The 25,451-nt window shown below is 64.0% G+C and carries 21 protein-coding genes and 3 pseudogenes; 13 read left to right on the forward strand and 11 right to left on the reverse strand.

Features of this window, described 5'->3' with window-relative positions; genetic code table 11:
• Window positions 1-6 precede the first annotated feature (6 nt).
• Window positions 7-1,382: pseudogene (locus ACVILI_RS02695) on the reverse strand (MFS transporter).
• Between the two features lie 328 nt (window positions 1,383-1,710).
• Window positions 1,711-6,501 (reverse strand): NAD-glutamate dehydrogenase, encoded by a 4,791-nt coding sequence (locus ACVILI_RS02700; RefSeq protein ID WP_240565275.1) that lies wholly within the window; start codon window positions 6,499-6,501, stop codon window positions 1,711-1,713.
• A 136-nt stretch (window positions 6,502-6,637) separates the two neighbouring features.
• On the opposite strand from ACVILI_RS02700, the gene ACVILI_RS02705 reads away from it, so the two are divergent.
• Window positions 6,638-7,201 (forward strand): peroxidase-related enzyme, encoded by a 564-nt coding sequence (locus ACVILI_RS02705; RefSeq protein ID WP_038650381.1) that lies wholly within the window; start codon window positions 6,638-6,640, stop codon window positions 7,199-7,201.
• 128 nt (window positions 7,202-7,329) lie between these two features.
• A complete protein-coding gene (locus ACVILI_RS02710; protein WP_027047514.1) occupies window positions 7,330-7,656 on the forward strand; it encodes a YciI family protein in 327 nt (108 codons plus the stop codon).
• A gap of 21 nt (window positions 7,657-7,677) precedes the next feature.
• Here ACVILI_RS02710 and ACVILI_RS02715 read toward each other — a convergent pair whose 3' ends face one another.
• Window positions 7,678-8,292: a LysE family translocator gene (locus tag ACVILI_RS02715; RefSeq protein WP_038653512.1), complete on the reverse strand. Its 615-nt coding sequence runs from the start codon at window positions 8,290-8,292 to the stop codon at window positions 7,678-7,680.
• A gap of 182 nt (window positions 8,293-8,474) precedes the next feature.
• Here ACVILI_RS02715 and ACVILI_RS02720 point away from each other — a divergent pair, with 182 nt between their 5' ends.
• Window positions 8,475-9,236 (forward strand): alkaline phosphatase family protein, encoded by a 762-nt coding sequence (locus ACVILI_RS02720; protein ID WP_240565276.1) that lies wholly within the window; start codon window positions 8,475-8,477, stop codon window positions 9,234-9,236.
• Window positions 9,237-9,610: 374 nt separating this feature from the next.
• Window positions 9,611-10,237, forward strand: a complete 627-nt coding sequence (locus ACVILI_RS02725) for a DUF1062 domain-containing protein (RefSeq protein WP_038650383.1) — start codon at window positions 9,611-9,613, stop codon at window positions 10,235-10,237.
• Window positions 10,238-10,298: 61 nt separating this feature from the next.
• Here ACVILI_RS02725 and typA read toward each other — a convergent pair whose 3' ends face one another.
• Window positions 10,299-12,128, reverse strand: coding sequence for a translational GTPase TypA (typA, locus tag ACVILI_RS02730; protein ID WP_038650385.1), 1,830 nt, complete (start codon window positions 12,126-12,128; stop codon window positions 10,299-10,301).
• A gap of 197 nt (window positions 12,129-12,325) precedes the next feature.
• On the opposite strand from typA, the gene ACVILI_RS02735 reads away from it, so the two are divergent.
• On the forward strand, window positions 12,326-12,610 hold the full coding sequence (locus ACVILI_RS02735; protein WP_223217841.1) for a hypothetical protein: 285 nt from the start codon (window positions 12,326-12,328) through the stop codon (window positions 12,608-12,610).
• A 110-nt stretch (window positions 12,611-12,720) separates the two neighbouring features.
• Here ACVILI_RS02735 and ACVILI_RS02740 read toward each other — a convergent pair whose 3' ends face one another.
• Window positions 12,721-14,004 (reverse strand): MFS transporter, encoded by a 1,284-nt coding sequence (locus tag ACVILI_RS02740; protein WP_038650386.1) that lies wholly within the window; start codon window positions 14,002-14,004, stop codon window positions 12,721-12,723.
• Window positions 14,005-14,078: 74 nt separating this feature from the next.
• Between ACVILI_RS02740 and ACVILI_RS02745 the strand changes: the two genes are divergently transcribed.
• Both ACVILI_RS02745 and ACVILI_RS02750 read left to right on the forward strand, forming a co-directional pair.
• Entirely contained in the window at window positions 14,079-14,696 is a 618-nt protein-coding gene (locus ACVILI_RS02745) for a TetR/AcrR family transcriptional regulator (protein WP_038653515.1), read from the forward strand.
• 43 nt (window positions 14,697-14,739) lie between these two features.
• Window positions 14,740-15,333: a hypothetical protein gene (locus tag ACVILI_RS02750; RefSeq protein ID WP_038650387.1), complete on the forward strand. Its 594-nt coding sequence runs from the start codon at window positions 14,740-14,742 to the stop codon at window positions 15,331-15,333.
• Between the two features lie 15 nt (window positions 15,334-15,348).
• Here the strand turns inward: ACVILI_RS02750 and ppa are convergent, their stop codons facing one another.
• The 6 genes and pseudogenes from ppa to ACVILI_RS02780 all read right to left on the reverse strand — a co-directional run bounded on the left by ppa (window position 15,349) and on the right by ACVILI_RS02780 (window position 19,923).
• Window positions 15,349-15,882, reverse strand: a complete 534-nt coding sequence (gene ppa, locus ACVILI_RS02755) for an inorganic diphosphatase (RefSeq protein ID WP_038650389.1) — start codon at window positions 15,880-15,882, stop codon at window positions 15,349-15,351.
• 192 nt (window positions 15,883-16,074) lie between these two features.
• A complete protein-coding gene (locus tag ACVILI_RS02760; protein ID WP_010912199.1) occupies window positions 16,075-16,581 on the reverse strand; it encodes a GNAT family N-acetyltransferase in 507 nt (168 codons plus the stop codon).
• 152 nt (window positions 16,582-16,733) lie between these two features.
• The gene (locus ACVILI_RS02765; protein ID WP_240565277.1) at window positions 16,734-17,372 is read right to left on the reverse strand and encodes a TPM domain-containing protein; all 639 of its coding nucleotides are present in this window, start codon (window positions 17,370-17,372) and stop codon (window positions 16,734-16,736) included.
• Window positions 17,373-17,376: 4 nt separating this feature from the next.
• Complete coding sequence (locus tag ACVILI_RS02770) at window positions 17,377-18,264, reverse strand: TPM domain-containing protein (RefSeq protein ID WP_457102318.1); 888 nt, start codon at window positions 18,262-18,264, stop codon at window positions 17,377-17,379.
• A gap of 4 nt (window positions 18,265-18,268) precedes the next feature.
• Window positions 18,269-19,082: pseudogene (locus tag ACVILI_RS02775) on the reverse strand (TPM domain-containing protein).
• A gap of 202 nt (window positions 19,083-19,284) precedes the next feature.
• Complete coding sequence (locus ACVILI_RS02780) at window positions 19,285-19,923, reverse strand: LemA family protein (RefSeq protein WP_019861892.1); 639 nt, start codon at window positions 19,921-19,923, stop codon at window positions 19,285-19,287.
• Window positions 19,924-20,086: 163 nt separating this feature from the next.
• Between ACVILI_RS02780 and ACVILI_RS02785 the strand changes: the two genes are divergently transcribed.
• The 6 genes and pseudogenes from ACVILI_RS02785 (at window position 20,087) to ACVILI_RS02810 (ending at window position 25,411) form a co-directional block, all read left to right on the forward strand.
• Window positions 20,087-20,338 (forward strand): hypothetical protein, encoded by a 252-nt coding sequence (locus ACVILI_RS02785; protein ID WP_027047520.1) that lies wholly within the window; start codon window positions 20,087-20,089, stop codon window positions 20,336-20,338.
• 13 nt (window positions 20,339-20,351) lie between these two features.
• Window positions 20,352-21,236, forward strand: coding sequence for a pyridoxal kinase PdxY (gene pdxY, locus ACVILI_RS02790; protein WP_038650394.1), 885 nt, complete (start codon window positions 20,352-20,354; stop codon window positions 21,234-21,236).
• Window positions 21,237-21,292: 56 nt separating this feature from the next.
• A pseudogene (locus tag ACVILI_RS02795) lies at window positions 21,293-21,944 on the forward strand (DUF429 domain-containing protein); the annotation flags it as partial.
• Window positions 21,945-22,193: 249 nt separating this feature from the next.
• Complete coding sequence (locus tag ACVILI_RS02800; RefSeq protein ID WP_457102319.1) at window positions 22,194-22,835, forward strand: carbonic anhydrase; 642 nt, start codon at window positions 22,194-22,196, stop codon at window positions 22,833-22,835.
• A complete protein-coding gene (locus ACVILI_RS02805) occupies window positions 22,832-23,266 on the forward strand; it encodes a hypothetical protein (protein WP_038650398.1) in 435 nt (144 codons plus the stop codon). The genes ACVILI_RS02800 and ACVILI_RS02805 overlap by 4 nt, the downstream gene beginning before the upstream one ends.
• 90 nt (window positions 23,267-23,356) lie before the next feature.
• Complete coding sequence (locus tag ACVILI_RS02810) at window positions 23,357-25,411, forward strand: M3 family metallopeptidase (protein ID WP_038650400.1); 2,055 nt, start codon at window positions 23,357-23,359, stop codon at window positions 25,409-25,411.
• The last annotated feature ends 40 nt before the right edge of the window (window positions 25,412-25,451 follow it).

Genomic DNA, 25,451 nt, shown 5'->3' on the forward strand with positions numbered 1-25,451 from the left:
AAGGCGCTATTCCGCCGGCCGATCCGCCGGATAGGGCGTCCTGACCAGGATCGCCATGCCGATGCCGAGGAACAGGATGATCACGGCCATGCCGAGCCGCGCCGAATCGCTGAGCGCGGTGATGGTCGCCACCAGGAACGGCGCCAGGAAGCTGGTCGCCCGCCCGGCCAGCGCATAGATGCCGAAATAGCGGCCGGATTCCGCCGCCGTGACGCTGCGCGCCATGTAGGAGCGTGACGACGCCTGCACCGGGCCGAAGGCAAGGCCAATCAGCAGGCCATACATGATGTAGGCCTTTTCGGCCGCCGTGCCGAACAGCCCGCCCGAATCGGTGGTCGGCAGCTGGATCAGGCCGAGCAACGTGAAGCCTGGGCCGGTCGAGACGACGCCGATGGTGGCGACCGACAGCATGACCAGTGCGATCATCACCACGGCCTTGGAGCCGAGCGCGGTGTCGAGGCGTGCCGCGATCCAACAGCCGAAGATGGCGACGACATTGAGGATGATGCCGAACATGCCGATCTCTGTGATCGACCAATGGAACATGCCAGCCGCGAACGTGCCGCCGAGCGCCAGCAGCGCGTTGACGCCGTCCTGGTAGATCATGCGGGCGACGAGGAAGCGGAAGATGCCGCCGCGCCTGCGCACCTCGGCCAGCGTGGATTTCAGTTCCAACAGGCCCTCGCGCACCGCCGGCCCGATCGGAATGCCCTTGATGGCGTCCGGCGTGAAGAAGAACATCGGCAGGATGAACAGGAAATACCAGCCGGCCGACAGCGGCCCGGTGGCGCGCGCATCCTCGCCAAGCTTCGGGTCGAGGCCGAACAGCGGGTCGATGCCGATGATCGTCTTGCCGGTCTCGGGCGAGCCGGCGAGGCAGGTGACGACGAAGATCAGCGCGATCATGCCGCCGAGATAGCCGAGCCCCCAGGCCGTGTTGGAGATGCGGCCGATCTCGCTCTTCGGCACCAGCCGCGGCATCATCGAATCGTTGAACACGGTGGAGAATTCCGCCGCCACCGAAGCCAGCGAAAACAGTGCAACGACCAGGAACAGGTTCGAGCCGGGTGCGGCAAACCAGAGCAGAGCGAGACTGGTGATCTTGATCGCGGCGAAGAAAGCGATCCACGGCTTGCGCGGCCCGGTCTGGTCGGCGATCGAACCGAGGATCGGGACAGCACGGCGATGACCAGCCCTGCCGCGGCGATCCCGTAGCCCCAGACCGCTTGGCCGATGTTGGGATCGCCAGCCATGCGCGAGACGAAATACGGACCGAAGATGAAGGTGGTGACGACCGTAAAGAACGGCTGCGCCGCCCAGTCGAAGAACATCCATCCCCAGATGCCGCGCCCGGACGCCCGCTGCATTGTCTCTACCGCCATGATGATTCCCTCGGCCCCACCCGCGTCGGGCGCCATGTCTGCATGTTTCTGATGCCCATGCAAATGACAAGCGCTGCGCCGCCCCTCATTGTCCTGCCGGACATTTCTCCCCGTATAGTGACGGGGAGAAAGACGCTGTCGCGAAGGCTTTCGCCAATTGTCGACGTCGCAGAATGGGCGCCGGCCTCGCGACCAGTTCCCTTCTCCCTGTCACTATACGGGAGGTGAGGAGTGGCTCGCGTAGCGGACGAAAAGCCAATTGCTTGGCTTTTCGAACAACGAACGGCGGCAGCCGGATGAGGGGCGGCGCGAACCTCCGCAAGAACCCTCACATCCCGGTCAGATCGCTCATCAGCCCAGACGCCACGGACAGCCGCGACACGGTGATCTCGCCGCCTTCGGTGAGCGCCTGCAGACGCTCGCGGATGCGCGCCACGCGGTCGCCGCCGGCTTCCAGCCAGGCCGCCACCGGATCCGCTGCCTTGGCATGGCCGGTGAGCGCCGCCACCGCAATGCCGCGACGCGCCGCGCCGATCGTGTCGGTGGCGCGCGATAGCGCCAACTGGTCGTAGTAGTCCGAAGGCGTGATCGAGCGCGCCGCGTCCTCGACACGCGGGATGCGGAAGGCATCGCTGACCGCGAAGAACGCTCGTGCCGCCGCGACGATGTCAGCACCGGCCGTGCGCGCCGTCAGCGCGATGTCGGGGATGAGTTCGGCCACCTCGCTCAGCGCCAGCTGCTCGGCCAGCTTTTCCGGCGCGCCAGCCTTGAACAGCCCGTGCCGCTTCTCCTCGATCCGCTCGCGCGAGAAAGCCGGCAGCAGCGAAACGAGCTTCGGCTCCAGCGCCTTGCGCGCATCCTGCAGCTCGGCGATGCGCTGGCCGAGCGGCGCCGTGCCGGCATCGTTCTTCAGATACCAGCCGCTGGTCACGTAGATCAGCCGGCTAACCATCTGGTAGAGATCGAGCTGCACCTGGCCGTCGATCTGACTGTCGAGCGCATCGATCTCGCTATAGAGCGCCGGCAGCGCAAAGCCGTCTCGCACCACGGCGAAGGTGCGCACCACGTCGGCGGCGGTGCGCCCGGTGGCTTCCTGCAGCCGGTTCACGAAGGACGGGCCGCCGCGATTGACCAGGTCGTTGGCGACGACGCGGGCGATGATCTCGCGGCGCAGCCTGTGGCCGTGGATTTCGGCGGCGTATTTCTTCGCCATCCGGTCAGGGAAATAGCCCATCAGGTCACGGTCGAAATGCGCATCGTCAGGCACATCGCTGGCGACGATGTCGGAAAACAGCACGATCTTGGCATAGGCGAGCAGCACGCCGAGTTCGGCCCTGGTCAGCGGCTCGCCGCGCGCCTCGCGCTCGGCAAGGGCAGCCGGCGACGGCAGCGTCTCCACGGCGCGGTCGAGCAGGCCGCGCGCTTCGAGCGCTGACATGAAGCGGGCCTGGTGCGCGATGTCGGCAAGGCCGCGCTTGCGGGCGATCGAAAGCGCCAGCGTCTGCTGGTAGTTGTTGGAGAGCACCAGCCCGCCGACCTCGCCGGTCATCTCGGCCAGCAGCTTGTTGCGGGCCGGGCGCGTCAGCGATCCCTTGCGCATGGCCGACGCCAGCGCGATCTTGATGTTGACCTCGACGTCGGAGCAGTTGACGCCGCCCGAATTGTCGATGGCGTCGGAATTGCAGCGACCGCCATTCATGCCGAACTCGATGCGGGCGCGCTGCGTGACGCCGAGATTGGCGCCCTCCCCGATCACCTTGGCGCGCACGTCGAGCGCGGTGATGCGGATGGCATCATTGGCGCGGTCGCCGACCTCGGCATTGCTTTCGGTGGAGGCCCTCAAGTAAGTGCCGATGCCGCCGAACCACAGGAGGTCGACCGGCGCCTTGAGGATGGCGGTCATGATCTCGGCCGGCGTGGCGGTGGTCTTGCTGAGGCCGATCGCCGCCGCGGCGGCCGCCGGCAAGGTGATCGACTTCTGGCTGCGCGAGACGATAACGCCGCCTTCCGACAGCTTGGTCTTGTCATAGTCCTGCCAGCTCGAACGCGGCAGCGCGAACATGCGCTCGCGCTCGGCCATCGAGGCCGTCATGTCGGGATCGGGATCGATGAAGATGTCGCGATGATCGAAGGCGGCGATCAGCCTTGTCTGCGGCGACAACAGCATGCCATTGCCGAAAACGTCGCCCGACATGTCGCCGACGCCGACGACGGTGAAGGGCGAGGTCTGGATGTCGCGGTTGATCTCGCGGAAATGCCGCTTGACCGCTTCCCAGGCGCCCTTGGCGGTAATGCCCATCTTCTTGTGGTCATAGCCGGCCGAGCCGCCGCTGGCGAAGGCATCGTCGAGCCAGAAGCCATGTTTCTCGGAGATGGCGTTGGCGGTGTCGGAGAAGGTCGCCGTGCCCTTGTCGGCGGCGACGACGAAATAGGGATCGTCCTGGTCGCGGCGCACGACCCCGGCCGGCGGAATGACACCGTCCAGCCCGATATTGTCGGTGATCGACAAAAGGCTTGAGACGAAATTCTTGTAGGCCGAGGTACCAGCCTCGAAGATCGCGTCGCGGCTGCCGCCCACCGGCAGGCGCTTGGGGAAGAAGCCGCCCTTGGCGCCGACCGGCACGATGACGGCGTTCTTGACCTGCTGCGCCTTGACCAGGCCGAGCACTTCGGTGCGGTAGTCCTGGGCGCGGTCCGACCAGCGCAGGCCGCCACGCGCCACCGGGCCGAAGCGCAGATGCAGGCCTTCGACCTCGGAACCGTAGACGAAGATCTCGCGCCACGGTCGTGGCGCCGGAAGACCCTCGACCGCCTGCGACTCGAGCTTGATCGCCAGCGACTGGCTCTTCTGCTTCGTATCGGCAACGAAATGATTGGTGCGCAGCGAGGCTTCGATCAGATTGAGGTAGCGCCGGATGATGGTGTCGTCATCGATGTTGGGCACATCTTCCAGCGCGTCCTTGATCTTGGCCTTGAGGTGCTTTGCCGCCACCACGCCCTCGGTTTCCGCCGTCGGGCCGAGCCGGGCAATGAACAGCGCGTGCAGGCCGCGCGCGATATCGGGATAGCGGTTGAGCGCCGCGGCGATGAAATCCTGGCTTTGCGGAATGCCGACCTGCTGCAGATAGCGGCCATAGGCGCGCAGAATGGTGATTTCACCGGACCACAGGCCGGCGGTCTGGGCGAGGCCATTGTAGCCGTCATTGTCGACATCGCCGCGCCACACCGACAGGAAGGCGTCCTCGAACAGCGCGCCGCCATCGGTAAGGTCGATCGGCTTGCCGTAGCTGTTCTCCAGTTCCATGTCGTGGATGAAGACCATGTCGGTCGCATCGTCGCCGACCTCGAAGGTGCGCTCGCTGATGACGCGGAAGCCGATGTTTTCCAGCACCGGCACGCGCCGCGACAGCGCCACCGGGCTGCCATGGTGATAGATCTTCAGCGCCGCCTGGTGCGGCTTCTGCTCGGCATGGCGATAGTAGTCGATGGCGATGGGATTATCGGCGCTAATCCTGGCGATGCGCCCGGCATCGGCCAGCGCCACCGCGGCGCTGAAGGAATCGCGGTAGCTTTCAGGCAGCCTTGCGGCGATGGCCTTCAACGCCTGGTCGCCGCCACCCGCATCCGCCGCGTCGGAAAGGGCATCCTCCCATGTCCGCACGATGTCGCGGATCGCCGCCTCGATCGTCGCCTGCTCGACCTTCGGCGTCTTGCCGCCGGAGCGGCCGATGATGAAATGCACGCGCGCCAGCCCGCCTTCGGGGAAGGCCGGGTAGTAGGCCGACAGCCGGCCTTCGAACACGTTTTTCAGATAGGCGCCGATCTTCTCGCGCACGACGCTGTCGTAGCGGTCGCGCGGCACGAAGACGAGGATCGAGACGAAGCGGTCGAACTGGTCGGCGCGCACCAGCGCCCGGACGCGCGGCCGCTCTATCAGGCCGAGAATGGCCGCGGCATGCTTGCGCAGGATCGGCACCGGCACCTGGAACAGTTCGTCGCGCGGATAGCTTTCCAGCACGTTGATCAGCGCCTTGCCGGAGTGGTCGTGCCGGTCGAAGCCGGACTTGGCGATGATGGTTTCGGCCTTGGACCTGAGATACGGGATCTTCATCACCGAGCGCGTGTAGGCGGTCGAGGTGAACAGGCCGACGATACGCAGTTCGCCGGCAAGCGTGCCCTTCGGGGTATAGGTCTTGACGCCGATGTAGTCGAGATAGATGCGCCGGTGCACGGAAGACTTGGCATTGGCCTTGGTGACGATCAGCGGCTCCGGCCCATGCAGGAAGGCTCGAATCTCAGGGGTCGTCGTCACCGCTTCGGTGCCGCGCCTGAGCACCAGCACATCGGGATCGGACAAAATGCCGAGGCCGGGCTTGTCGGCCCGCTCGAGATTGCCGCTTTCCTCGCCGCCGGAGTATTTGAACTCGCGCATGCCGAGGAAGGTGAAATTGTCGTCGCGCAGCCATTCCAGGAAGGCGATCGCCTCGGCGACGCTGTTCTTGTCGAGCGGTACCGCCGAATAGCGGAATTCCGAGATCGCCTGGTCGAGACGGGCGAGCATCGGCTTCCAGTCCTTGACGGCGGCATGGACCTGGCCAAGCATCTTGCGCAGCCGCTCGGTCAGGGCGTTTGCCGCTTCCACCGTCAGCCGCGGTATGTGGACATGGATGACGCTCAGCCGGTCGTGGCTGCCATCGTCCTTGGCGAAATTGCCGTCGCCGAGGATTTCCTCGACACCGCGTTTGCCATGGCGAACGGTGATGACCGGGTGGGTGACCAGGGTCGGCTCGCCGGATGTCTCGGTGATCTCGCCGAGGATGGAATCGAACAGGAACGGCATGTTGTCGTTGACGACGGTGATGACCGTGACCGGGCGGCCTTCGCGGACGACGCCCGAATCGGTCTCGACGGCAACCACGCACGCGCCCTTCTTGTGGCCGGCGACCGCTTGGCCCGCGAGGTCGGCGGCGCGTTCGAGATCGGCCGCCTCATAGGCGGCGATGTCTTCCGCCGGTGCCCGGGCGAGCAGGTAATCGGCAAGCCTGGCTGGCCTTTCCTCGGTCTTTGTCGCCGATGTGGCTTTTTTCTTCGGCTTCGCTGCGGATTTCACGCTGGCCATGACGCTATTCCCTCCCGTCGAATGCTTTTACGACTATCGTAGCAGATGACCGCTGTTTGGCGACAAAGGTTTGACGGCTTGCCATGAATTATCGGAATTCGATCACAAGACAGCGCCCGACGAGGAGAAGTGACCCATGACCGGCAAAATTTCAGCACTGGATCTGGCCTCGGGAGAGCTGAGCGAGCCGACAAAGGCCTATTTCGCCAAATGCCAGGAGAAGCTCGGCCTGGTTCCCAACGTGCTCAAGGCCTATGCCTTCGACGACAAGAAACTGCGCGCCTTCACCGACATGTACAACGACCTGATGCTGGGCGAGTCCGGCCTGTCGAAGCTGGAGCGCGAGATGATCGCCGTTGCCGTGTCCTCCATCAATCATTGCTACTACTGCCTGACCGCGCATGGCGCCGCGGTGCGACAGCTGTCGGGCGACCCGGCGCTCGGCGAGATGATGGTGATGAACTTCCGTGCCGCCGCGCTTTCCCCCAGGCAGACAGCGATGCTCGAATTCGCCGTCAAGCTGACCGAGGAGCCGGCCAAGATCGTCGAGGCCGACCGGGCAGCGCTGCGAAAGGTCGGCTTCGGCGACCGCGACATCTGGGACATCGCCTCGACCGCGGCCTTCTTCAATATGTCGAACCGGGTGGCGGCGGCAATCGACATGCGGCCGAACGACGAGTACCACGCCATGGCGCGTTGAGGCGGGCCCTAGCCGCGCCTTATATTAGCCACCCCTCATTTCCGTTGCGTGTTTGTCGGTTTGGTCCGATGATCGGCAGGCGGCATGACCGCATGCCGGTTCAATGCCGCTCATCAAGGGAGGAGAACATGGCGAAGTTTCTCTACGTCTATCACGGCTCCGGGAAGATGCCGACGAGCGAAGCCGAGCGAAAGGCGATGACCGACGCCTGGACAGGCTGGTTCGGAAAGCTTGGCTCGGCCGTTGTCGATCCAGGCAATCCAGTCGGCATGTCGAAGACCGTCCTGCCTGGCGGCAAGATAGAAAACAACGGCGGCAGCAACCCGACCGGCGGCTACTCGATCATCGAGGCCAAAGACATCGACGATGCCGCCGAAAAGGCCAAAGGCTGCCCGATGCTGGCCATGCCGAACTGCAACGTCGAGATCGCACCGATCATCAATATGATGGCCTGACGCCTCGCCTCAGGATCATGCTCAAGACCGCGCCGCGATCGCGGCAGCGGCGCCGGCCATCGTGGTGGCGCTGACGCGGTTGGCGATCTTCATGGCGCGCTTGCTCTTCAAGAGCTTGCGCGCCTGCGCCGCGGCGAGCACCCAGGCGAGATCGATGGCGATCAGCACCACCGCCATGGTCACCGTCAGCTCGACCCAGCCGACGATGCTGACCGAAGCGAGGTCGATGATGGTCGGCAGCAGCGCCAGGTAGAACATCATGATCTTGGGGTTGCCGAGCGTCACGGCCATGCCGGCGAAGAACAGCTTCACGGCTGAATCCTCGCGCGGCATCTCGCCTTCTTTCGCGTCGACGGGCGCCGTCCACATCTTCCAGGCAAGGTAAGCGAGATAGGCGACGCCTGCCCATTTCACGACAACAAAGGCAAAGTGAAAGGTCTGCGCCACGACGGCAAGTCCGAACACCGCCAGCGACAGCCAGATGCCCTCGCCGATCCACATGGCGAGAAGGAACGGGAACACGTCGCGAAAGCCCTTCGCGATGACGCGTGCGACCAGTGCCGCGATCGACGGACCGGGCGAGCCGGCGGCAACGAACAAGGCGGCGGCGAAGATCAGGAGCGAGGTGAGATGCATGGCACTGCCTTCCAAGCGGTTGAAGGGCGGACGATATCCGATCGACATCGCCGCTTGCAACGTCGGTGGCTTGCAGTCAGGTTGATCTTGCCGAGCAGGCGGGAGGAGGAGTTCTCGTGGCTGTGCAAAGTTGGCGCGCTGTCCTTCGACGGTTCTCCATGCCGGCTGTCCTGGTAGCCGTCATGACGCTGACCGGAGCGCCGCAGGCTGTAACATCGTCAAGGAAGCCGCCGAAATATGATCACGTCGTTGTCGTGATCATGGAAAACCACACCTTTGAGCAGATTTCTCTGGCGGGGCGAGGTGCTCCCTATTTGAACAGGCTGGCAAAAGGCGGCGCTCTGTTCGATCGGTCCTACGGGGTTGCTCACCCCAGCCAACCCGATTACTTCGCCCTGTTCAGCGGCTTGACACAAGGCGTCCATGACGATGGCATGCATAGCTTTGCAGCACCGAACCTGGCCGCTCGTCTTCGAGCTCACGGCAAGACGTTCACGGGCTACGTCGAAGCCAAATCGCCGCGAAAACACAATCCTTGGGAATCGTTTGCGGATTCAAAGGGATTTGAGAAGCCTTTGGCCCAGTTCCCTCGCGACTATGCGAAGCTACCATCCGTTAGCTTCGTAATCCCCAATCTCGAAAATGACATGCATGATGGCACAATAGAGACGGCGGATGCCTGGTTGAGAACTTACCTTGGAGGCTACGCGGCTTGGTCGAAGAAAAACAACAGCCTTTTTATCATAACATTCGATGAAGACGACTACCATACAGAGAATCATATATTTACTTTATTCTACGGATTTCGAGTTGAACCAGGGAGATACTCCGAAAAGATCGATCACTATTCCGTCTTGCGAACCATTGAAGACATAGAAAGCGTACCTCCCCTGGGCACCAGCGGCATCAGATCGGTGATCGCCAGTGCATGGAACCGACGGTAGTTTCCCGCCGGACGTCTCCGAATGCCCCGAATAAAGTCGGAAGCCATCATTCGTTGGCCTGCCTTGCCGTCCTCGTTGGCTACGGCTAGAAGACCTGCCACGAAACAATTTTGAGCTTCACTTTGCCTCAGTAACCGCCGGTCTCGTCAACTCCCCCAACACACTCGCATGGCGCCGCATCCGCGGTGCCTGTCTTATATTCATGTGTTCTTCTGGGCGGCGGTTCGAGACCGGTTTGGCACTGCTGAACCGCTGTCGCGCGCTTTCCGCCGGCGACACCTGACCATCCCCACAGCCTACCGCCACGCCGCGCCCGCATGGGCATCTCGATCGTGCCGACCTGATGAACTTCCCGACGGGAAGGGCTTACCGGCATGTTCGGCACTTTACGCATCCACTGGGCGATCGCGCCCCAAATCGCACCTCAACCGCTGATCAACTGCAATCGCTGCGGCGGCATGAAGGCCTATCGCTGCAGCGGAAAATTCCGCGTCAACGCCAACGGCAAGCGCATCGACGTGTGGCTGATCTACCGCTGCGTCGACTGCGATAATTCCTGGAATTTCGGCATTTTCGAACGCTGCAACCGCCGCGACATCGAACCGGCCCTGCTGCAGGCGTTCGAAAGCAACGACCCGGGACTGGCGCGGCGCCATGCCTTCGACATGGTCGCCTTGCGCAACCAGGTCGGGCGCGTCGAGGAGTTTCCCGATGTCGCCGTGCATAAGCGGTTGCTAGGCGGCGCCAGGGACCGCGCGGCGGCGCTGGAACTCCGCCTTGGGCTGGAAATGCCGACATCGCTGCGGCTTGATCGTCTGCTCGCCGGCGAACTTGGCATCTCGCGCTCGCGGCTTCAGGCGCTGGAGGAACGACGCCTGCTGATCGTCGATCCGGACGGCGACAAAGCCCTACGCAAGCCGGCCCGCCAGGGGATGACGATCCGGATCGACCTGGCCGGCGAGCCGGACCACGAAGCGATCATCTCCGCAGCCGGCGGGTAAAACGAGAAAGGGGCGGAGCACCTGGTGCCCCGCCCCTCTCGGAAATCGTCGGAAGAAGAAATTACGCCGCGCCGACCGCCTTGGACGACTTCTCGAAACGCTTGCGCTCGTTCGGGTCGAGATAGAGTTTGCGCAGCCGGATGGTCTTCGGCGTCACTTCGACCAGTTCGTCGTCCTGGATCCAGGCCAGCGCGCGTTCCAGCGTCATGCGGATCGGTGGGGTGAGCTTGACCGCCTCGTCCTTGCCGGCGGCGCGGATGTTGGTCAGCTTCTTACCCTTCAGCACGTTCACTTCGAGGTCGTTGTCGCGGGAGTGGATGCCGATGATCATGCCCTGATAGACCTTGACGCCCGGATCGATGACCATCGGGCCGCGGTCTTCCAGGTTCCACATGGCGTAGGCGACCGATTCGCCCTGCTCGTTGGAGATCAGCACGCCGTTGGTGCGGCCGGGCAGTTCGCCCTTGTAGGGCTCGTAGGCATGGAACAGCCGGTTCATCACGGCGGTGCCGCGCGTGTCGGTCAGAAGCTCCGACTGGTAGCCGATCAGGCCGCGCGTCGGCGCGTGGAAGACGATGCGCTGGCGGTTGCCGCCGGAAGGGCGCAGTTCGACCATCTCGGCCTTGCGCTCCGACATCTTCTGCACGACCACGCCGGCATGTTCCTCGTCGACATCGATGACGACTTCCTCGACCGGTTCCAGCAATTCGCCGTTCTCACCCTTCTGCATGACGACGCGCGGGCGCGACACGGCGATTTCAAAGCCTTCGCGGCGCATCGTCTCGATCAGCACGGCGAGCTGCAATTCGCCTCGGCCGGAGACGAAGAACGAATCCTTGTCGGGCGATTCCTCGATCTTCAGCGCGACATTGCCTTCGGCCTCGCGCAGCAGGCGGTCGCGGATGACGCGGCTGGTCACCTTGTCGCCTTCGGTACCGGCGAGCGGGCTGTCATTGACCAGGAAGGACATGGTCACGGTCGGCGGATCGATCGGCTGCGCATGCAGCGCCTCGGTAACCGCTAGGTCGCAGAACGTGTCGGCGACGGTACCCTTGGACAGGCCGGCGATGGCGACGATATCGCCCGCCTGGGCTTCCTCGATCGGCTGGCGCTCGAGGCCGCGGAAAGCCAGGATCTTCGAGATGCGGCCGGTTTCGATCTGGGTGCCGTCATGGTGCAGCACCTTGACCGCCTGGTTGGCCTTCAGCGTGCCGGATTCGATACGGCCGGTAATGATGCGGCCGAGGAAGGGGTTGGCTTCCAGGATGGTGCCGATCATCCGGAACGGACCGGGATGGACGGTCGGTGCCGGCACATGCTTGATGATGAGATCGAACAGCGGCCCAAGCTGCTGGTCCTTCGGGCCTTCCGGATTTTCCGAAACCCAGCCATCGCGGCCAGAACCGTAGAGAATCGGGAAGTCGAGCTGCTCGTCGGTGGCGTCGAGCGCGGCGAACAGGTCGAACACCTCGTTGACCACCTCGACATGGCGGGCGTCCGGGCGGTCGATCTTGTTGATGACGACGATCGGCTTCAGGCCGACCTTGAGCGCCTTGCCGACGACGAACTTGGTCTGCGGCATCGGGCCCTCGGCGGCGTCGACCAGCACGATGGCCGAATCCACCATCGACAGGATGCGCTCGACCTCGCCGCCGAAATCGGCGTGGCCGGGTGTGTCGACGATGTTGATGCGGGTGTCCTTCCAGTCGACCGAGGTCGCCTTGGCCAGGATGGTGATGCCGCGCTCCTTTTCCAGGTCGTTGGAATCCATGGCGCGCTCGGCGACGCGCTGATTGTCGCGGAAGGAGCCGGACTGCTTCAAAAGCTGGTCGACAAGGGTGGTCTTTCCATGGTCGACGTGCGCGATGATCGCGATATTACGGAGTTTCATGTTCTGGGTCTCGGAAGCGTTGCAGGCAGCAGGCCAAAGGCGCTGCCTCTTTCGGTTGCGCGGCTCATACAGGGTTTTTCGCAGTTGCGAAAGGGGAAGCGCGACACCAAATACTCATCAAATCTTAAGCATCTGCGTGTGAGATGATTTTGTTAACCAAGGCGGGAACCTTTCAGGGCCCGGGCAGTTCGACCGTCATGACCGATAAACTCAACAGATTTTGGCCGCTCATCGCTTCGGTGGCCTTTGCCTTGCTGCTGGCGGCCAACGCCGCGCAGTCGGCTGCCGCGACCCAGAAAGGCGCGCGCGCCGTTGCGCAGTCAGACACCCAGACCGCCGAACAGGCCTTTGCCGATGCGCCTGATGGCGTTGACCCGATGGTGACGGGACCGGTCAGCACCGCCTTCAAACAGAGGCAAGTCAGCGCCAACTGCGACAGCGCGGTGTGGCCGAACATTCCGATGGTCTGCTACCCGGATTGACCGCCCATAATTGCCGTCCCTGACAGCGGCAACCATTGACACGCCCTGGAACAGTCATGGCGATGTGACGGCCGTCAGATCGCCTTGATTGAATTTAGCCTTATCCCGCCTTAGGCGGCTTGCGGTTCCGGGTCGAACGCCGGCCGGCTGGTGTTGATCAGCAGCGCGATACAGGCCGCCGCGATGGCCGTCATGCCGGCGATGAGGAAAGCGAGCTCGTAATTGCCCTGCAGCTCGCGCATCGTGCCGCCGAAGGCGGCCGCAGTGGCCGCACCCACCTGATGGCCGGCGACGATCCAGCCGAACACGATCGGGCCGCTGCGGTCGCCGAACGCTTCATTGGCAAGCCGCAGTGTCGGCGGCACGGTGGCGATCCAGTCGAGGCCGTAGAGCACGGCGAAGATGATCAGGCTGGTCGCCGAGAAGCCGGAATAGGGCAGGTAGATCAGCGACAGGCCGCGGATGGCATAGTAGACGCCGAGCAGCTTGCGCGGATCGAAACGGTCGGTGAGCCAGCCCGACAGCGTTGTGCCGATCAGGTCGAAAATGCCCATCATCGACAAAAGGCCGGCGGCTTGCACCTCGCCGATGCCCATGTCACCGCAGAAGGCGATGAGATGCGTGCCGACCAGCCCGTTGGTGGTGAAGCCGCAGACGAAGAAGGTGGCGAACAGGTACCAGAACACCCGCGTGCCGGCGGCGCGGCGCAACGTATTGAGCGTATGCGCCAGGAAATTGCCTTGCGATGCCGGTGGCACCGGCGGCACGTCGTCGGCCTCGGCGCCATAGCGCACCATGCCGATCGAAGCCGGACGCTCCGGCACCAGCAGCCAGACCAGCGGCAGGAGACAGGCCGTGGCGACCGCGACGGCGATGGCGACCGGCCTCCAGCCGCCCGATTGCGCCAGCGAGGCGAGCAGCGGCAGGAACACCAGCAGGCCGGTGGCGCTGGAGGCCGACATCAATCCCATGACCAGGCCGCGATTGGTCTTGAACCACCGGTTGACGATGGTGGCGCCAAGCACGCTGGCAACAGCGCCGGAGCCGATGCCCGAGAAGACGCCCCAAGTGATGAAGAGATGCCAGGGCTTGGTCATCAGCAGGCTGAGAGCGGTCGAGCCCGACATCACCAGCAGCGATGCGATCAGCGTGCGCCGCAGCCCGATCCGCTCCATCAACGCGGCGGCGAACGGGCCCGTCAGACCATAGAGCAGGATGCCGACGCCTGCGGCCAGCGAGATGACATCGCGCCGCCAGCCGAAGCTGTTTTCCAGCGGCAGCATCATGACGGCGGGCGCCGAGCGCAACCCGGCGGCGATCAGCAGGCAAAGGAAGATGACACCGACCACCACGAAGGCGTAGCGCTGGCCAAACGGACGGGATTGAGCTATCATGTTACTGACCGGTACGTTGCAAGATGGGAGCACGTATACGTACCGATCGGTAACATTGTCAATCGAGTTCCATGATGCCAACTGACAAAAATATTGAACTGTCCATCAGCGACGATCATGCATCGGCGCCGCCGAAGGCGGCCAAGAAGATCCTCGACGTGGCGTATGACCTTTTCTACCGGCGCGGCATCAGGGCAATCGGCGTCGATGAGATCGTCAAACGCGCCGGCGTCACCAAACCCAGCCTCTACCGAAGTTTCCCGTCGAAGGACGAGCTGGCGGCGTCCTATCTGCGTCAGTATGACCACGAATTCTGGGAGCGTTTCGACGAGGCGGTCGACGCCCATCCCGGCGACCCGCGCGCGCAGATCGGCGCCTTTCTGACCCGCGTCGGCAAGCGCACGCAAAAGCCCGACTACCGCGGTTGCGGCATGACCAACGCGGCCGTGGAATATCCCGAGCGCGGCCATCCGGCGCGTGTCGTTAGCGAGGCCAACAAGCAGGAGCTGCGCCGCCGCTTGCGCGCCATGGCCGCCGCGATGGGCGCGCAGGACCCCGACACTCTGGGTGATGGGCTGCTGCTTTTGATCGAAGGCGCCTATATCAGCGGCCAGCTGTTTGGTCTCGGCGGCCCCGCTCAGTCGGTGGCGACGAACGCCGATCTGCTGATAGAAGCGAGCTTGAAGAAATAGCGTTTGGCGATACGTTGCTCCGGCCTAACTGGAGATTGTCGTCATGCGTGCCATTCTGATCCCGCTTGCGCTTGCCGGCCTGTGTCAGGAGGCTCGTGCCGGCGACATATCCAGCGCCTATACCGACCTCGATTCGAAGAAGGATTGCGTGACCTATGCGCAGGCCGCAGAAGGCGATGGCGACTGGGCCGATCTCGCCTGTTCGGGCTATCGCGGCTATCCCGTGCTCATCGCCTATGACGACGCCCGTGAATCGCTGTTCTACGGTTTTCCGCCCGGCGGCGACATGACGTCCGTCTGGGAGAGTTTTTCAGGCTTCAATTCGTCCGCGGCCAAGGTTGAATGGCGCATCGAAACCAATGGCGACAAGGCCGTGCCCTTCGCGGTCATCCACCGCCGCACGATCAGCAATGCCGAGGATCAGAACAAATCGACAAACGTGCTGCTTGTCGCCAAGGTCGGCCAGATGGATGCGCGGGAAAGCTGCACGGTCGGCCTTGTGCTGGCCACCGGCAACCCGCAAGCCAACGACCAGGCGCGAAAACTCGCCGACGAGAAGGCGCGAACCTTCGCCTGCGGCAAGGACCGGCACACCGTCATCGGCAATGTGCCGGCTTTCGGCCGGGTGGATAACTGACCGTTCGGACTCGGACTACTTGCTCTTCTTCGCCCGTTCGATCGCGTCGACGATCATCTTCTTGGCATATTTGGAATCGTGCCAGCCTTCGATCTTGACCCATTTGCCGGGCTCGAGATCCTTGTAGTGCTCGAAGAAGTGCTGCACCTGCTGCAGGGTGATGTCGGGCAGCTGCGTATACTCGGTAACGTTCTCGTAGCGCAGCGTCAGTTTGGGTGACGGCACGGCAATGACCTTCTCGTCCTGGCCGGCATTGTCTTCCATGATCAAGACGCCGATTGGCCGCACATTGATGACGCAGCCCGGCACCAGCGCGCGCGTGTTGCAGACCAGCACGTCGATCGGATCGCCGTCGCCCGACAGCGTGTGCGGCACGAAGCCGTAATTGCCGGGATAGCGCATCGAGGTGTGCAGGAAGCGGTCGACGAACAGCGTGCCGGCCTCCTTGTCCATCTCATACTTGATCGGTTCGCCTCCGATCGGCACTTCGATGATGACGTTGACGTCTTCGGGCGGATTCTTTCCGGTGGCTATGGCTTCAATGCGCATGGATTTGTCCCTCTCTCGGTCGGGAGGAGATAGCGGGCGGCGCCCAATGGCGCAATGCGGCGAATGGTGCTGGTGAACGTCAGGCGGGACGCGATGGCGTCACATGCGTTCAATCATCGCCACAAGATGTTTCAGCGTCGTGATTTCACGGGGATATGCACCACGTACGGCCTTGCTTTGCGCGATCGGCGGTCATTCCCAGACGAAGGCGACCTTCTTCAGCGCTTTCTGCTCGAAGATCTCGACGCCCTCGGCGACATCGCGGCCGCCGGCGCCGGCATAGAAAGCCAGCGCGTTCTGGTTGTCTTCCAGCGCCCACACCACCATGCCCTTCAGGCCATGGTCGGCAAGACGCGCCCTCGCCGCGGAAAACAGCCGCCGGCCGAGACCGATGCCCTGATATTCCGGGCGCAGGTACAATTCGTAGATCTCGCCCTGCTGCTTGAGTTCCCGGGCGCGGTTCTTGCCGATCGTCGCATAGCCGGCGATGGTGCCGCCGATTTCGACGACCAGAACGGTGGCGGCGCGGCGAATCGCATTGGCCCACCAGTCGGCGCCGCGGCGGTTGATCATCGACGTCAGCGTGCGGTGTGGAATAATGCCGGAATAGGCGCCGCGCCATGCTTCCAGATGCACTTCGGCAATGGCGCCTGCATCGCGCGGGTCGGCTTTCCGGATGTCGATCGTCAGCGTATTCATGATTTGTTAACCATAAACCCGCATCGGCCGATTGCAAGAGTCAGGGTGACCCGCCGGCCGCTTTCTCACAGCCGATCCTGACATTGCTGACATTGCGCAAAGCCTGTCCGCAAACAGGCCGGATCGGTAAAGTGGTGTCTACCAGCAGGCTCTCAAATTTCGACCAGATGGTCGTCCAGCTCGTTGGTATCGCCAGACGTGACCGGGAAATGCTCGGCCAGCACCGACACCACCTGCTCGATCGCCTTGACGAAGCCGTCGGCAAGCCGGTCGTCGCCGGCATGCGCCGTCAGGTCGCGCACCACGCCGTCCCAGACATGCTGGCCGACCTTGGCGTCGATGCCCGAATCGGCGACCACCTCGGCATAGCGTTCGGCGATCGAGACGAAGACCAGCACGCCGGTGCGCGCCGCGGTGCGATGGACGTTGCGGGCGAGGAACTGCTTGATCGCATTGGCGTGCGCCGCCTGATAGCGCAGTCGCCTTGGCACCATATGGATGCGCAGCCCGGGAACAGCCCACAACAGGGCAAGCACGCAGGCCAGCGCCAGCAATTGCGCGACGACGAAATGCGGCAGGCGGATGGTGAGCCACCATGCCTCCAGCCCATAGGCGACGGCGAGGCTGACGACCAGCATGCCGAGCGTCGCCATCATGGCGGCCGGAGCGAAATAGCCGTCGCTGGCATGCGCGACGACGCAGTAGATCTCGCCGTCGGTTTTGGTTTCCGCGGCGCGGATCGCATCGGCGATGCGCTCGTGATCCTGCGGGCTGATCGGTCGTGTTGCCATTGTCTCACCAGCTTCCTGAAGAACCGCCACCACCGGACGAGCCGCCGCCCCCCGAGAACCCGCCGCCGCTGCTGCTCGATCCTGACGACCAGCTGCTGCCGGAACTCCCCGACGACCAGCCGCCACCCGACGAACCCGTCGTCCAGCCGCTGCGGCCCGAGGATCCGCTCGGCCCCCTGCCGTAACGAAACGTCATGCCCAGCCATCTATACACGCCCGGCGACAGCTTGGTGCCGAACATCGGCGGCAGGAACGCCATCGCCAGGCCGCCGAAGAACATCGTCGCCCACAGGATCAGGAACACCGCGACGATCGGATCGATGGGGGTGCTTCTGTCGGCCGGATTGCGCTTGCCGCGCGCTTCCAGTTCCTCGGGATGACCTTCGAGCACCATGACCATGTCGTCGACGGCCTTGGAGATGCCGCCTGGGAAATCGCCGGCGCGGAACGCCGGCACCATGTCGTTCTCGATGATCAGCTTGGTGTGCAGGTCGGTCAGCGTGCCTTCCAGCCCATAGCCGACCTCGATGCGCATCTTGTGGTCGTTCTTGGCGACCAGCAGAAGCACGCCGTTGTTCTCGCCGGCCTGGCCGAGTTTCCAGAAGCGGAACAGCCGGTTGGCATAGGGCTCGATCTCCTCGCCGTCGAGGCTGGGAATGGTGGCGACGACGATCTGGTCGGAGCCCTTGGTCTCGAAGTCGGCGAGTTTTTGTGTCAGCGCCGCCTTGGTGCCGGCATCGATGATGCCGGCATTGTCGACGACGCGGCCGGTGAGCGCTGGCAATTCGGCGGCAGAACCCGCGAAACAGGACAACAGCAGCGCCAGAACAGCCAGGACAACGTGGATCGTCGGGTTGAAATAGCCGGGCCTCGGCAGGCGGCGTGTCGTCATGCCGTCACCAGCTTCCCGAGGAGCCGCCGCCGCCGGACGAACCGCCGCCGCCGGAAAAGCCACCACCGCCCGAAGACCAGCCGCCGCCGGAACTGCCGGAGGACCAGCCGCCGCTTGAGGAGCGCCGGCCGGGCTCGAACGTCATGCCGAGCCAGCGATAGCGGCCGGGTCCAAGCTTCTTGCCGAAGATCGGCGGCAGGATGGAGGCGGCGATGCTGCCGAAGAAGATGATCGCCCAGATGCTGATGAAAATGGCGAAGAACAGGTCGTCGGAATTGAACGGCGCCTGCTGGTTGCGCTTGCCGCGCGCTTCCAGTTCCTCGGGATGACCTTCCAGCACCATGACCATGTCGTCGACAGCCTTGGAGATGCCGCCTGGGAAATCGCCGGCGCGGAACGCCGGCACCATGTCGTTCTCGATGATCAGCTTGGTGTGCAGGTCGGTCAGCGTGCCTTCCAGCCCATAGCCGACCTCGATGCGCATCTTGTGGTCGTTCTTGGCGACCAGCAGAAGCACGCCGTTGTTCTCGCCGGCCTGGCCGAGTTTCCAGAAGCGGAACAGCCGGTTGGCATACGGCTCGATCTCCTCGCCGTCGAGGCTGGGAATGGTGGCGACGACGATCTGGTCGGAGCCCTTGGTCTCGAAGTCGGGCGAGTTTTTGTGTCAGCGCCGCCTTGGTGCCGACATCGATGATGCCGGCATTGTCGACGACGCGGCCGGTAAGCGCCGGGAGATCGGCGGCGAGGGCAGTTAGGGGGAGGAAGAAGACAATGAGGAAAAGCGGGCCAAGAAAATTGAGGGCGGCGTTCCTTCGCACCCCCCTCTGGCCTGCCGGCCATCTCCCCCGCAAGGGGGGAGATTGGCAGCTTTGCCGTCGGCCCAAACCTTCAAACGCCGAAAATTGGCGAAAGCCGAAACGACAGCTGATCTCCCCCCTTGCGGGGGAGATGTCCGGCAGGACAGAGGGGGGTGTGACGGAACTCAAGGTCAACAAGGACCAGACCCGCTAATTTGATCGTTCACCCGCCCTGCTTCGTGCCGAAATCGACCTTCGGCGGCTGCATCTTGTCTTCGTCGACGGTGAAGTTGGCGAAGGGCTCGTTGCCGCGGAACCAGAAGGTAGCCCACAGCACCGACGGGAAGGTCTTGAGCGTCAGATTATAGTCCCTGACCGCCTGGATGTAGTCGCGCCGCGACACCGCGATGCGGTTCTCGGTGCCCTCGAGCTGCGCCTGCAGCGCCAGAAAATTCTGGTTGGCCTTAAGGTCGGGATAGGCCTCCGACACCGCGATCAGCCGCGACAGCGCGCTGGTCAGCCCGGCCTGGGCATCCTGGAACTTCTTGAGGGCTTCGGGATCCTTCAGCGTTTCCGGCGTCACCGTGATCTGCGTCGCCTTGGCGCGCGCCTCGACCACCGCGTCCAGCGTGTCCTTTTCATGCGAGGCATAGCCTTTGACCGTCTCGACCAGATTGGGGATGAGGTCGGCGCGGCGCTGATACTGGTTCAGCACCTCGCTCCAGGCCGCCTTGGCGTTTTCCTCCGCCGTCGGGATCGTGTTGTAGCCGCAGCCGGCAAGCAGCGGCAGGACGATTGCCATCATCAGGAAGGCGGGCAGCGTGCGGAATGGCGATGGGCGAGCAAGGCGCTGGGCAAGCATGATGGGGTCCCTCGATAGAAGTTGCATGCGAAGCATTACCACAATCGGCGCGCAAGAAAACGGCCTCGGCCTCTGGACCAGCGACGGCATCCATCGCCTTGCCGCAAGGCCCTGTGATTGGCCGCGCGAACGCGATAAGGTCCGGTCAAAACGGGACATCATCATGGCGCAACGCCACGACAGCGACAGGGAATCGCGCCGCATCCTCGAGCGCGTCGCGCAGGAGACCGATCCGGCGGGCGCCTCCTTCGTGGCGCGGACGACGAAAGGCGTGCGCGACCATGTCGCCGCCGCCGACGCCGACCGCACCGACCCGATCGAGGTCTGGGGCACGCGCATTGGCAGGATACTCGGCCTGCTTCTGGCGCTGGGCCTGATGGTCTGGCTCGTGCTTTTCCTCACCCGGGGCAGCTAGGAATCAAAAGACAATGAGCGCCGAAAAACCCGACGCGCCGCGTGCGGTCATCGTCATTTCCAGCCATGTCGCCCGTGGTTCGGTCGGCAACCGCGCTGCCGTCTTTGCGCTCGAAACACTTGGCTTTCCAGTCTGGGCGGTTCCGACGATCATCCTGCCCTGGCATCCCGGTCATGGGCGCGCGACGCGCATCGTGCCGCCGCTCGACCAGTTCAAGGCGCTCATGGCCGACCTCGAGCGCGCGCCATGGCTGGGCGAGGTCGGCGCGGTTCTGTCGGGCTATCTCGGCGAGGCCGGCCAGGCCGAGGCTGTCGCCTCACTGGTCGCCGCGGTGAAGGCCAGGACGCCTGATGCCGTCTATATCTGCGATCCGGTGATGGGCGATTCCGGCGGGCTCTACGTGCCTGAGCCCACCGCCGCCGCCATGCGAGACCGGCTGATGCCGATCGCCGACATCGCCACGCCCAACCGCTATGAGTTGGAATGGATGGCCGGCGCGCCGCTGCCAGACCTCAAATCGGTGATCGCGGCAGCACTCCACGCCGGGCCGTCGACAATGCTGGTCACCTCGGCACAATCGATGATGATTGGCGGCACCGGCAATCTGCTTCTCGACGGCACCCAGGCGCTGCTGGCCGAACATCGCCTGATCGACAAGCCGCCGAACGGCCTGGGCGATCTGACGGCGGCCGTCTACCTCGCCCGCATCCTTTCCGGCCAACCACCGATCAAGGCGCTGCAATCGACCACCGCGGCGGTCTACGAGATCCTGGCGCGCACGGCAAAACGCGGCGGCGACGAGCTGCAGCTCGAAACCGATGCGCAGAGCCTGTCGCACCCGATGGCCATGGTGCAGCTGCGCCATCTCACGCATCCGGGGCGGGATCGCCGGGCGTGACTTCGGCCGGGGCCGTACTCGTCGGCGCCGACGGCTGCAAGGCCGGCTGGATCGCCGTGCGGCGCGAACTCGGTTCGATACGTCGTAACCCCGGTTCGACACCTCGTAACCCTGGTTCAGCGCCATCGGTTGAAATCTTCGCCAGTTTCGCGGCGCTGCTCGCGGCAACTCCCGACAATGCGGTTGTCGCCGTCGACATGCCGATCGGCCTGCCCGAATTGTCCAGCAAAGGCGGCCGCGGACCGGAAGCGCTGGTCAGGCCGCTGCTCGGCGCGCGCCAGTCCAGCGTGTTTTCGATCCCGTCCCGCGCCGCGCTCTATGCCGACACCAGCGATTTCACCACAATCGAAGCCTGGTATGCCGCGCATCGCAGGGCAAGCGCGGTGGCAAGGGCCACATCCGACCCGCCGCGCGGCGTTTCGATCCAGGCCTTCGGCATCTTTTCGAAGATCCGCGAGATCGACGCCCTGCTGATCGCGCGGCCCGATCTGCGCGGCCGCGTCTTCGAATCGCATCCCGAAGTCGCTTTCTGCCGCCTGAATGGCGACCAGGCCATGCAACTGCCCAAGAAGATCAAGGGCAGCGTCAATCCGGCCGGCATGGCGGAGCGCAAGGCGCTGCTGTGCCGGCACGGCTATGCCAAGGATTTCCTCGACCAGCCACCGCCGCGTGGCGCGGCCCGCCGACGATTTCCTCGATGCGGCGGTCATGATGCTGATCGCCGGCCGCATCGCCAGCGGCAGCGCGAAGCCATTTCCCAACCCGCCACTCGCTGACGGTTTTGGCATACCGGTCGCCATCTGGGCATGACGATGTCGGCGGACGTCCCGCCTATGTGCATGGCGTTTATGGCCAGACCCCACAATTCTGCATTGCTCGTGACAGGCTTTTGCCGCTAGAGGCTTTCTCGACCGCAACGAGCTGCCGCCTCCAACCCCGGAAAGGCCTTAGCCGCCCATGCCTCATCTTCCCGAACACCTCCTCGCCGGCTATCGCAATTTCATGAATGGCCGCTATCTCACCGAGAGCGGCCGCTATCGCGAGCTCGCCCGCGAGGGGCAGGCCCCGGAAACGATGATCGTCGCCTGCTGCGACTCGCGCGCGGCACCCGAAGCGATCTTCGACGCGGGGCCGGGCGAACTCTTCGTGCTGCGCAATGTCGGCAATCTGGTGCCGCCCTACGAACCGGACGGCGAGTTCCATTCGACCTCGGCGGCGCTCGAATTCGCGGTGCAGAGCCTCAAGGTCAAGAACATCGTCGTCATGGGCCATGGCCGCTGCGGCGGCATCCGCGCCGCGCTCGACCCCAATGCCGCGCCGCTGTCTCCCGGCGATTTCATCGGCAAATGGATGAGCCTGATCGCGCCCGCCGCCGAAACGGTCTCTTCCAGCTTCATGACGGCGGCCGAGCGCCAGACAGCGCTTGAACGCATCTCGATCCGCTATTCCATCGCCAACCTCCGGACCTTTCCCTGTGTCTCGATCCTCGAGGGCAAGGGGCGGCTGTCGCTGCACGGGGCCTGGTTCGACATTTCGACCGGCGAGCTCTGGGTGATGAACAAGGAGACCGGCGATTTCGAGCGGCCGGTGCTGGAATGAACGGTAAGGCGCGCCCGGTGAGGAACGTCCGGCCGGTCGTCTTCACCGCCGCCGCCCTGCTGATAGCGATCGTTGCCGCGCGCGCCGACGACGGCGCCATCATCAGCCGCTGGTATTCGGCGCTGCTGGTCGCCGACCGCACCGAACTCGCCGACCTGCTTGCCGACGACGTCCGCATCAAGCTCGAAGACCTCGGCGTCGTCCAGAGCAAGCAGGAATTCATCGCCGCGCTCGACGAATGGAAAGGCGCGGTTGCCGGTGCCGCGATCCGCCACCGCATCGAGAAGAGCGAAGGCGGCGTCACCACGGTGATCGCCTGCTACGACTTCCCCGACAATGACATGCTGATGCAGGAAACCTTCGCGGTGACCGACAACCGCATCACCGCCAGCTCGCAGGCGGCCATCGCCGAAAACTGCGAAGCCTATTGAGGCGGGTCGGTCAACTGCCATATTGCGGGCACGCGGACCGCGTCCTACATCGGTGACACCCTCCTCCTTGACGCCAGCGAAAGACCCTTCATGCCCTCCACGAAAACCGTCGACCTCGCCGCCCATCCGCTGACCGCGTGGCAGGGGCCGCTCGGCCTGCCCGATTTTGCCCATATCGGTGACGGCGATTTTTCCCCGGTCTTCGACGCGGCGTTGAAGGCGCATGAGGCGGAGATCGATGCGATGGCCGGCAACAAGGACGCGCCGACCATCGAGAACACGCTTGCCGCGCTGGAACTTGGCGGCGAGGCACTCGATCATGTCTCGTCGATCTTCTGGTGCCGCGCCGGCGCCTACACCAACGAGACGATCCAGGCGCTGGAGCGCGACATCTCGCCGAAGATGTCCAGGCATTTTTCGGCGATCTCGATGAACGAGAAGCTGTTTGCCCGCATCGACGACCTCTACCAGCGCCGCGAGCACCTCGGCCTCGACGCCGAGACCCTGCGGGTGCTGGAGAAGACCTGGAAGGGTTTCGTCCGCTCCGGCGCCAAGCTCGATGCCGAAGGCAAGAAGCGGCTTGCCAGGATCAATGAGGAGCTGTCTTCGCTCGGTACGGCTTTCGGCCAGAACGTGCTGGCCGACGAGCGCGACTGGGCGCTGTTCCTCGACGAGGCCGACCTTGCCGGCCTGCCGGATTTCCTGAAAAGCTCGATGGCAGAGGCGGCCGAGATGCGCGGCCAGAAGGGGCGTTACGCCGTCACTTTGTCGCGCTCGATCTACGAGCCGTTCACGACCTTCTCGGAACGCCGCGACCTGCGCGAGATCGCCTTCAAAGCCTTCACCATGCGCGGCCAGAATGGCGGCGCCAGCGACAACACCGAAGTGGTGCGCGACATGCTGAAGCTGCGCGCCGAAAAGGCCAGGCTGCTCGGCTACGCCTCCTTTGCCGCGCTGAAGCTCGACGACACCATGGCCAAGACGCCGAAGGCGGTGCACGACCTGCTCGATCCGGTCTGGGAAAAGGCGCTGGAAAAGGCCGCCGCCGACCAGAAGGAATTGGAGCGGCTGGCGGCGCAAGCCGGCAGCAACGAGAAATTCGCCGCCTGGGACTGGCGCTTCTACCAGGAGAAGCTGCGCGCGGAAAAATTCGCTTTCGATGAGGCGGAGCTGAAACCCTATCTGCAGCTCGACCGGGTGATCGACGCCTGCTTCGACGTCGCGACCAAACTGTTCGGCATCACCTTCGAGGAGAGAAAGGGCATCGCCGCCTGGCACCCGGATGCGCGCGTCTTCGTGGTGAAAAACGCCGATGGCAGCGAGCGCGCACTGTTCCTCGCCGATTATTTCGCGCGGCCCTCGAAGCGTTCCGGCGCCTGGATGAGCGCGCTGAAGTCCGGCTATAAACTCGGCCACGGCTCGAAGCCGGTGATCTACAACATCATGAACTTCGCCAAGCCACCGGCCGGCGAGCCGGCCCTGCTGTCGGTCGACGAGGCCAAGACGCTGTTCCACGAATTCGGCCACGCGCTGCACGGCATGCTGACCGACGTCACCTGGCCGTCGGTTGCGGGCACTTCGGTCAGCCGCGATTTCGTCGAACTGCCCTCGCAGCTCTACGAGCATTGGCTGACGGTGCCGGCGGTGCTTGAAAAGCACGCGCTGCACGTCAAGACCGGCAAGCCGATGCCGAAGGCGCTGCTCGACAAGATGCTGGCCACACGAACCTTCGGCGCCGGCTTCGCCACGGTGGAATTCACGTCTTCCGCCTTGATGGACATGGCCTATCACGCCCGGCCCGATGCTCCGCTCGAGCCGCTTCGTTTCGAAGCCGAAACGTTGGAAAAACTCGACATGCCCGACACCATCGCGATGCGCCACCGCACCCCGCATTTCGGCCATGTCTTCTCGGGCGACGGCTATTCGGCCGGCTACTATTCCTACATGTGGTCGGAAGTGCTGGACGCCGATGCCTTCGCCGCCTTCGAGGAAACCGGCGATCCCTTCAACCCGGCACTGGCCGAAAGGCTGCGCAAGAACATCTACGCCGCCGGCGGCTCGAAGGATCCGGAAGAGCTGTACAAGGCGTTTCGCGGCAAGATGCCTTCGCCGGAAGCGATGATGGTGAAGCGCGGGCTGGTGTAGCGCCGGCTTTTTCCTTCTCCCCCTGTGGGAGAAGGTGGAT

Source organism: Mesorhizobium sp. USDA 4775 (assembly GCF_054062655.1).

What these genes read in the sequence shown, in the direction of transcription:
- ACVILI_RS02770 (WP_457102318.1), bottom strand. Translation starts at nt 18,264, where the DNA reads ATGACGACACGCCGCCTGCCGAGGCCCGGCTATTTCAACCCGACGATC.
- ACVILI_RS02745 (WP_038653515.1), top strand. Translation starts at nt 14,079, where the DNA reads ATGCCAACTGACAAAAATATTGAACTGTCCATCAGCGACGATCATGCA.
- ppa (WP_038650389.1), bottom strand. Translation starts at nt 15,882, where the DNA reads ATGCGCATTGAAGCCATAGCCACCGGAAAGAATCCGCCCGAAGACGTC.
- ACVILI_RS02765 (WP_240565277.1), bottom strand. Translation starts at nt 17,372, where the DNA reads ATGGCAACACGACCGATCAGCCCGCAGGATCACGAGCGCATCGCCGAT.
- ACVILI_RS02780 (WP_019861892.1), bottom strand. Translation starts at nt 19,923, where the DNA reads ATGCTTGCCCAGCGCCTTGCTCGCCCATCGCCATTCCGCACGCTGCCC.
- ACVILI_RS02760 (WP_010912199.1), bottom strand. Translation starts at nt 16,581, where the DNA reads ATGAATACGCTGACGATCGACATCCGGAAAGCCGACCCGCGCGATGCA.
- pdxY (WP_038650394.1), top strand. Translation starts at nt 20,352, where the DNA reads ATGAGCGCCGAAAAACCCGACGCGCCGCGTGCGGTCATCGTCATTTCC.
- ACVILI_RS02725 (WP_038650383.1), top strand. Translation starts at nt 9,611, where the DNA reads ATGTTCGGCACTTTACGCATCCACTGGGCGATCGCGCCCCAAATCGCA.
- ACVILI_RS02720 (WP_240565276.1), top strand. Translation starts at nt 8,475, where the DNA reads ATGACGCTGACCGGAGCGCCGCAGGCTGTAACATCGTCAAGGAAGCCG.
- ACVILI_RS02710 (WP_027047514.1), top strand. Translation starts at nt 7,330, where the DNA reads ATGGCGAAGTTTCTCTACGTCTATCACGGCTCCGGGAAGATGCCGACG.
- ACVILI_RS02740 (WP_038650386.1), bottom strand. Translation starts at nt 14,004, where the DNA reads ATGATAGCTCAATCCCGTCCGTTTGGCCAGCGCTACGCCTTCGTGGTG.
- ACVILI_RS02750 (WP_038650387.1), top strand. Translation starts at nt 14,740, where the DNA reads ATGCGTGCCATTCTGATCCCGCTTGCGCTTGCCGGCCTGTGTCAGGAG.
- ACVILI_RS02800 (WP_457102319.1), top strand. Translation starts at nt 22,194, where the DNA reads ATGCCTCATCTTCCCGAACACCTCCTCGCCGGCTATCGCAATTTCATG.
- ACVILI_RS02735 (WP_223217841.1), top strand. Translation starts at nt 12,326, where the DNA reads ATGACCGATAAACTCAACAGATTTTGGCCGCTCATCGCTTCGGTGGCC.
- ACVILI_RS02715 (WP_038653512.1), bottom strand. Translation starts at nt 8,292, where the DNA reads ATGCATCTCACCTCGCTCCTGATCTTCGCCGCCGCCTTGTTCGTTGCC.
- ACVILI_RS02705 (WP_038650381.1), top strand. Translation starts at nt 6,638, where the DNA reads ATGACCGGCAAAATTTCAGCACTGGATCTGGCCTCGGGAGAGCTGAGC.
- ACVILI_RS02785 (WP_027047520.1), top strand. Translation starts at nt 20,087, where the DNA reads ATGGCGCAACGCCACGACAGCGACAGGGAATCGCGCCGCATCCTCGAG.
- typA (WP_038650385.1), bottom strand. Translation starts at nt 12,128, where the DNA reads ATGAAACTCCGTAATATCGCGATCATCGCGCACGTCGACCATGGAAAG.
- ACVILI_RS02805 (WP_038650398.1), top strand. Translation starts at nt 22,832, where the DNA reads ATGAACGGTAAGGCGCGCCCGGTGAGGAACGTCCGGCCGGTCGTCTTC.
- ACVILI_RS02810 (WP_038650400.1), top strand. Translation starts at nt 23,357, where the DNA reads ATGCCCTCCACGAAAACCGTCGACCTCGCCGCCCATCCGCTGACCGCG.
- ACVILI_RS02700 (WP_240565275.1), bottom strand. Translation starts at nt 6,501, where the DNA reads ATGGCCAGCGTGAAATCCGCAGCGAAGCCGAAGAAAAAAGCCACATCG.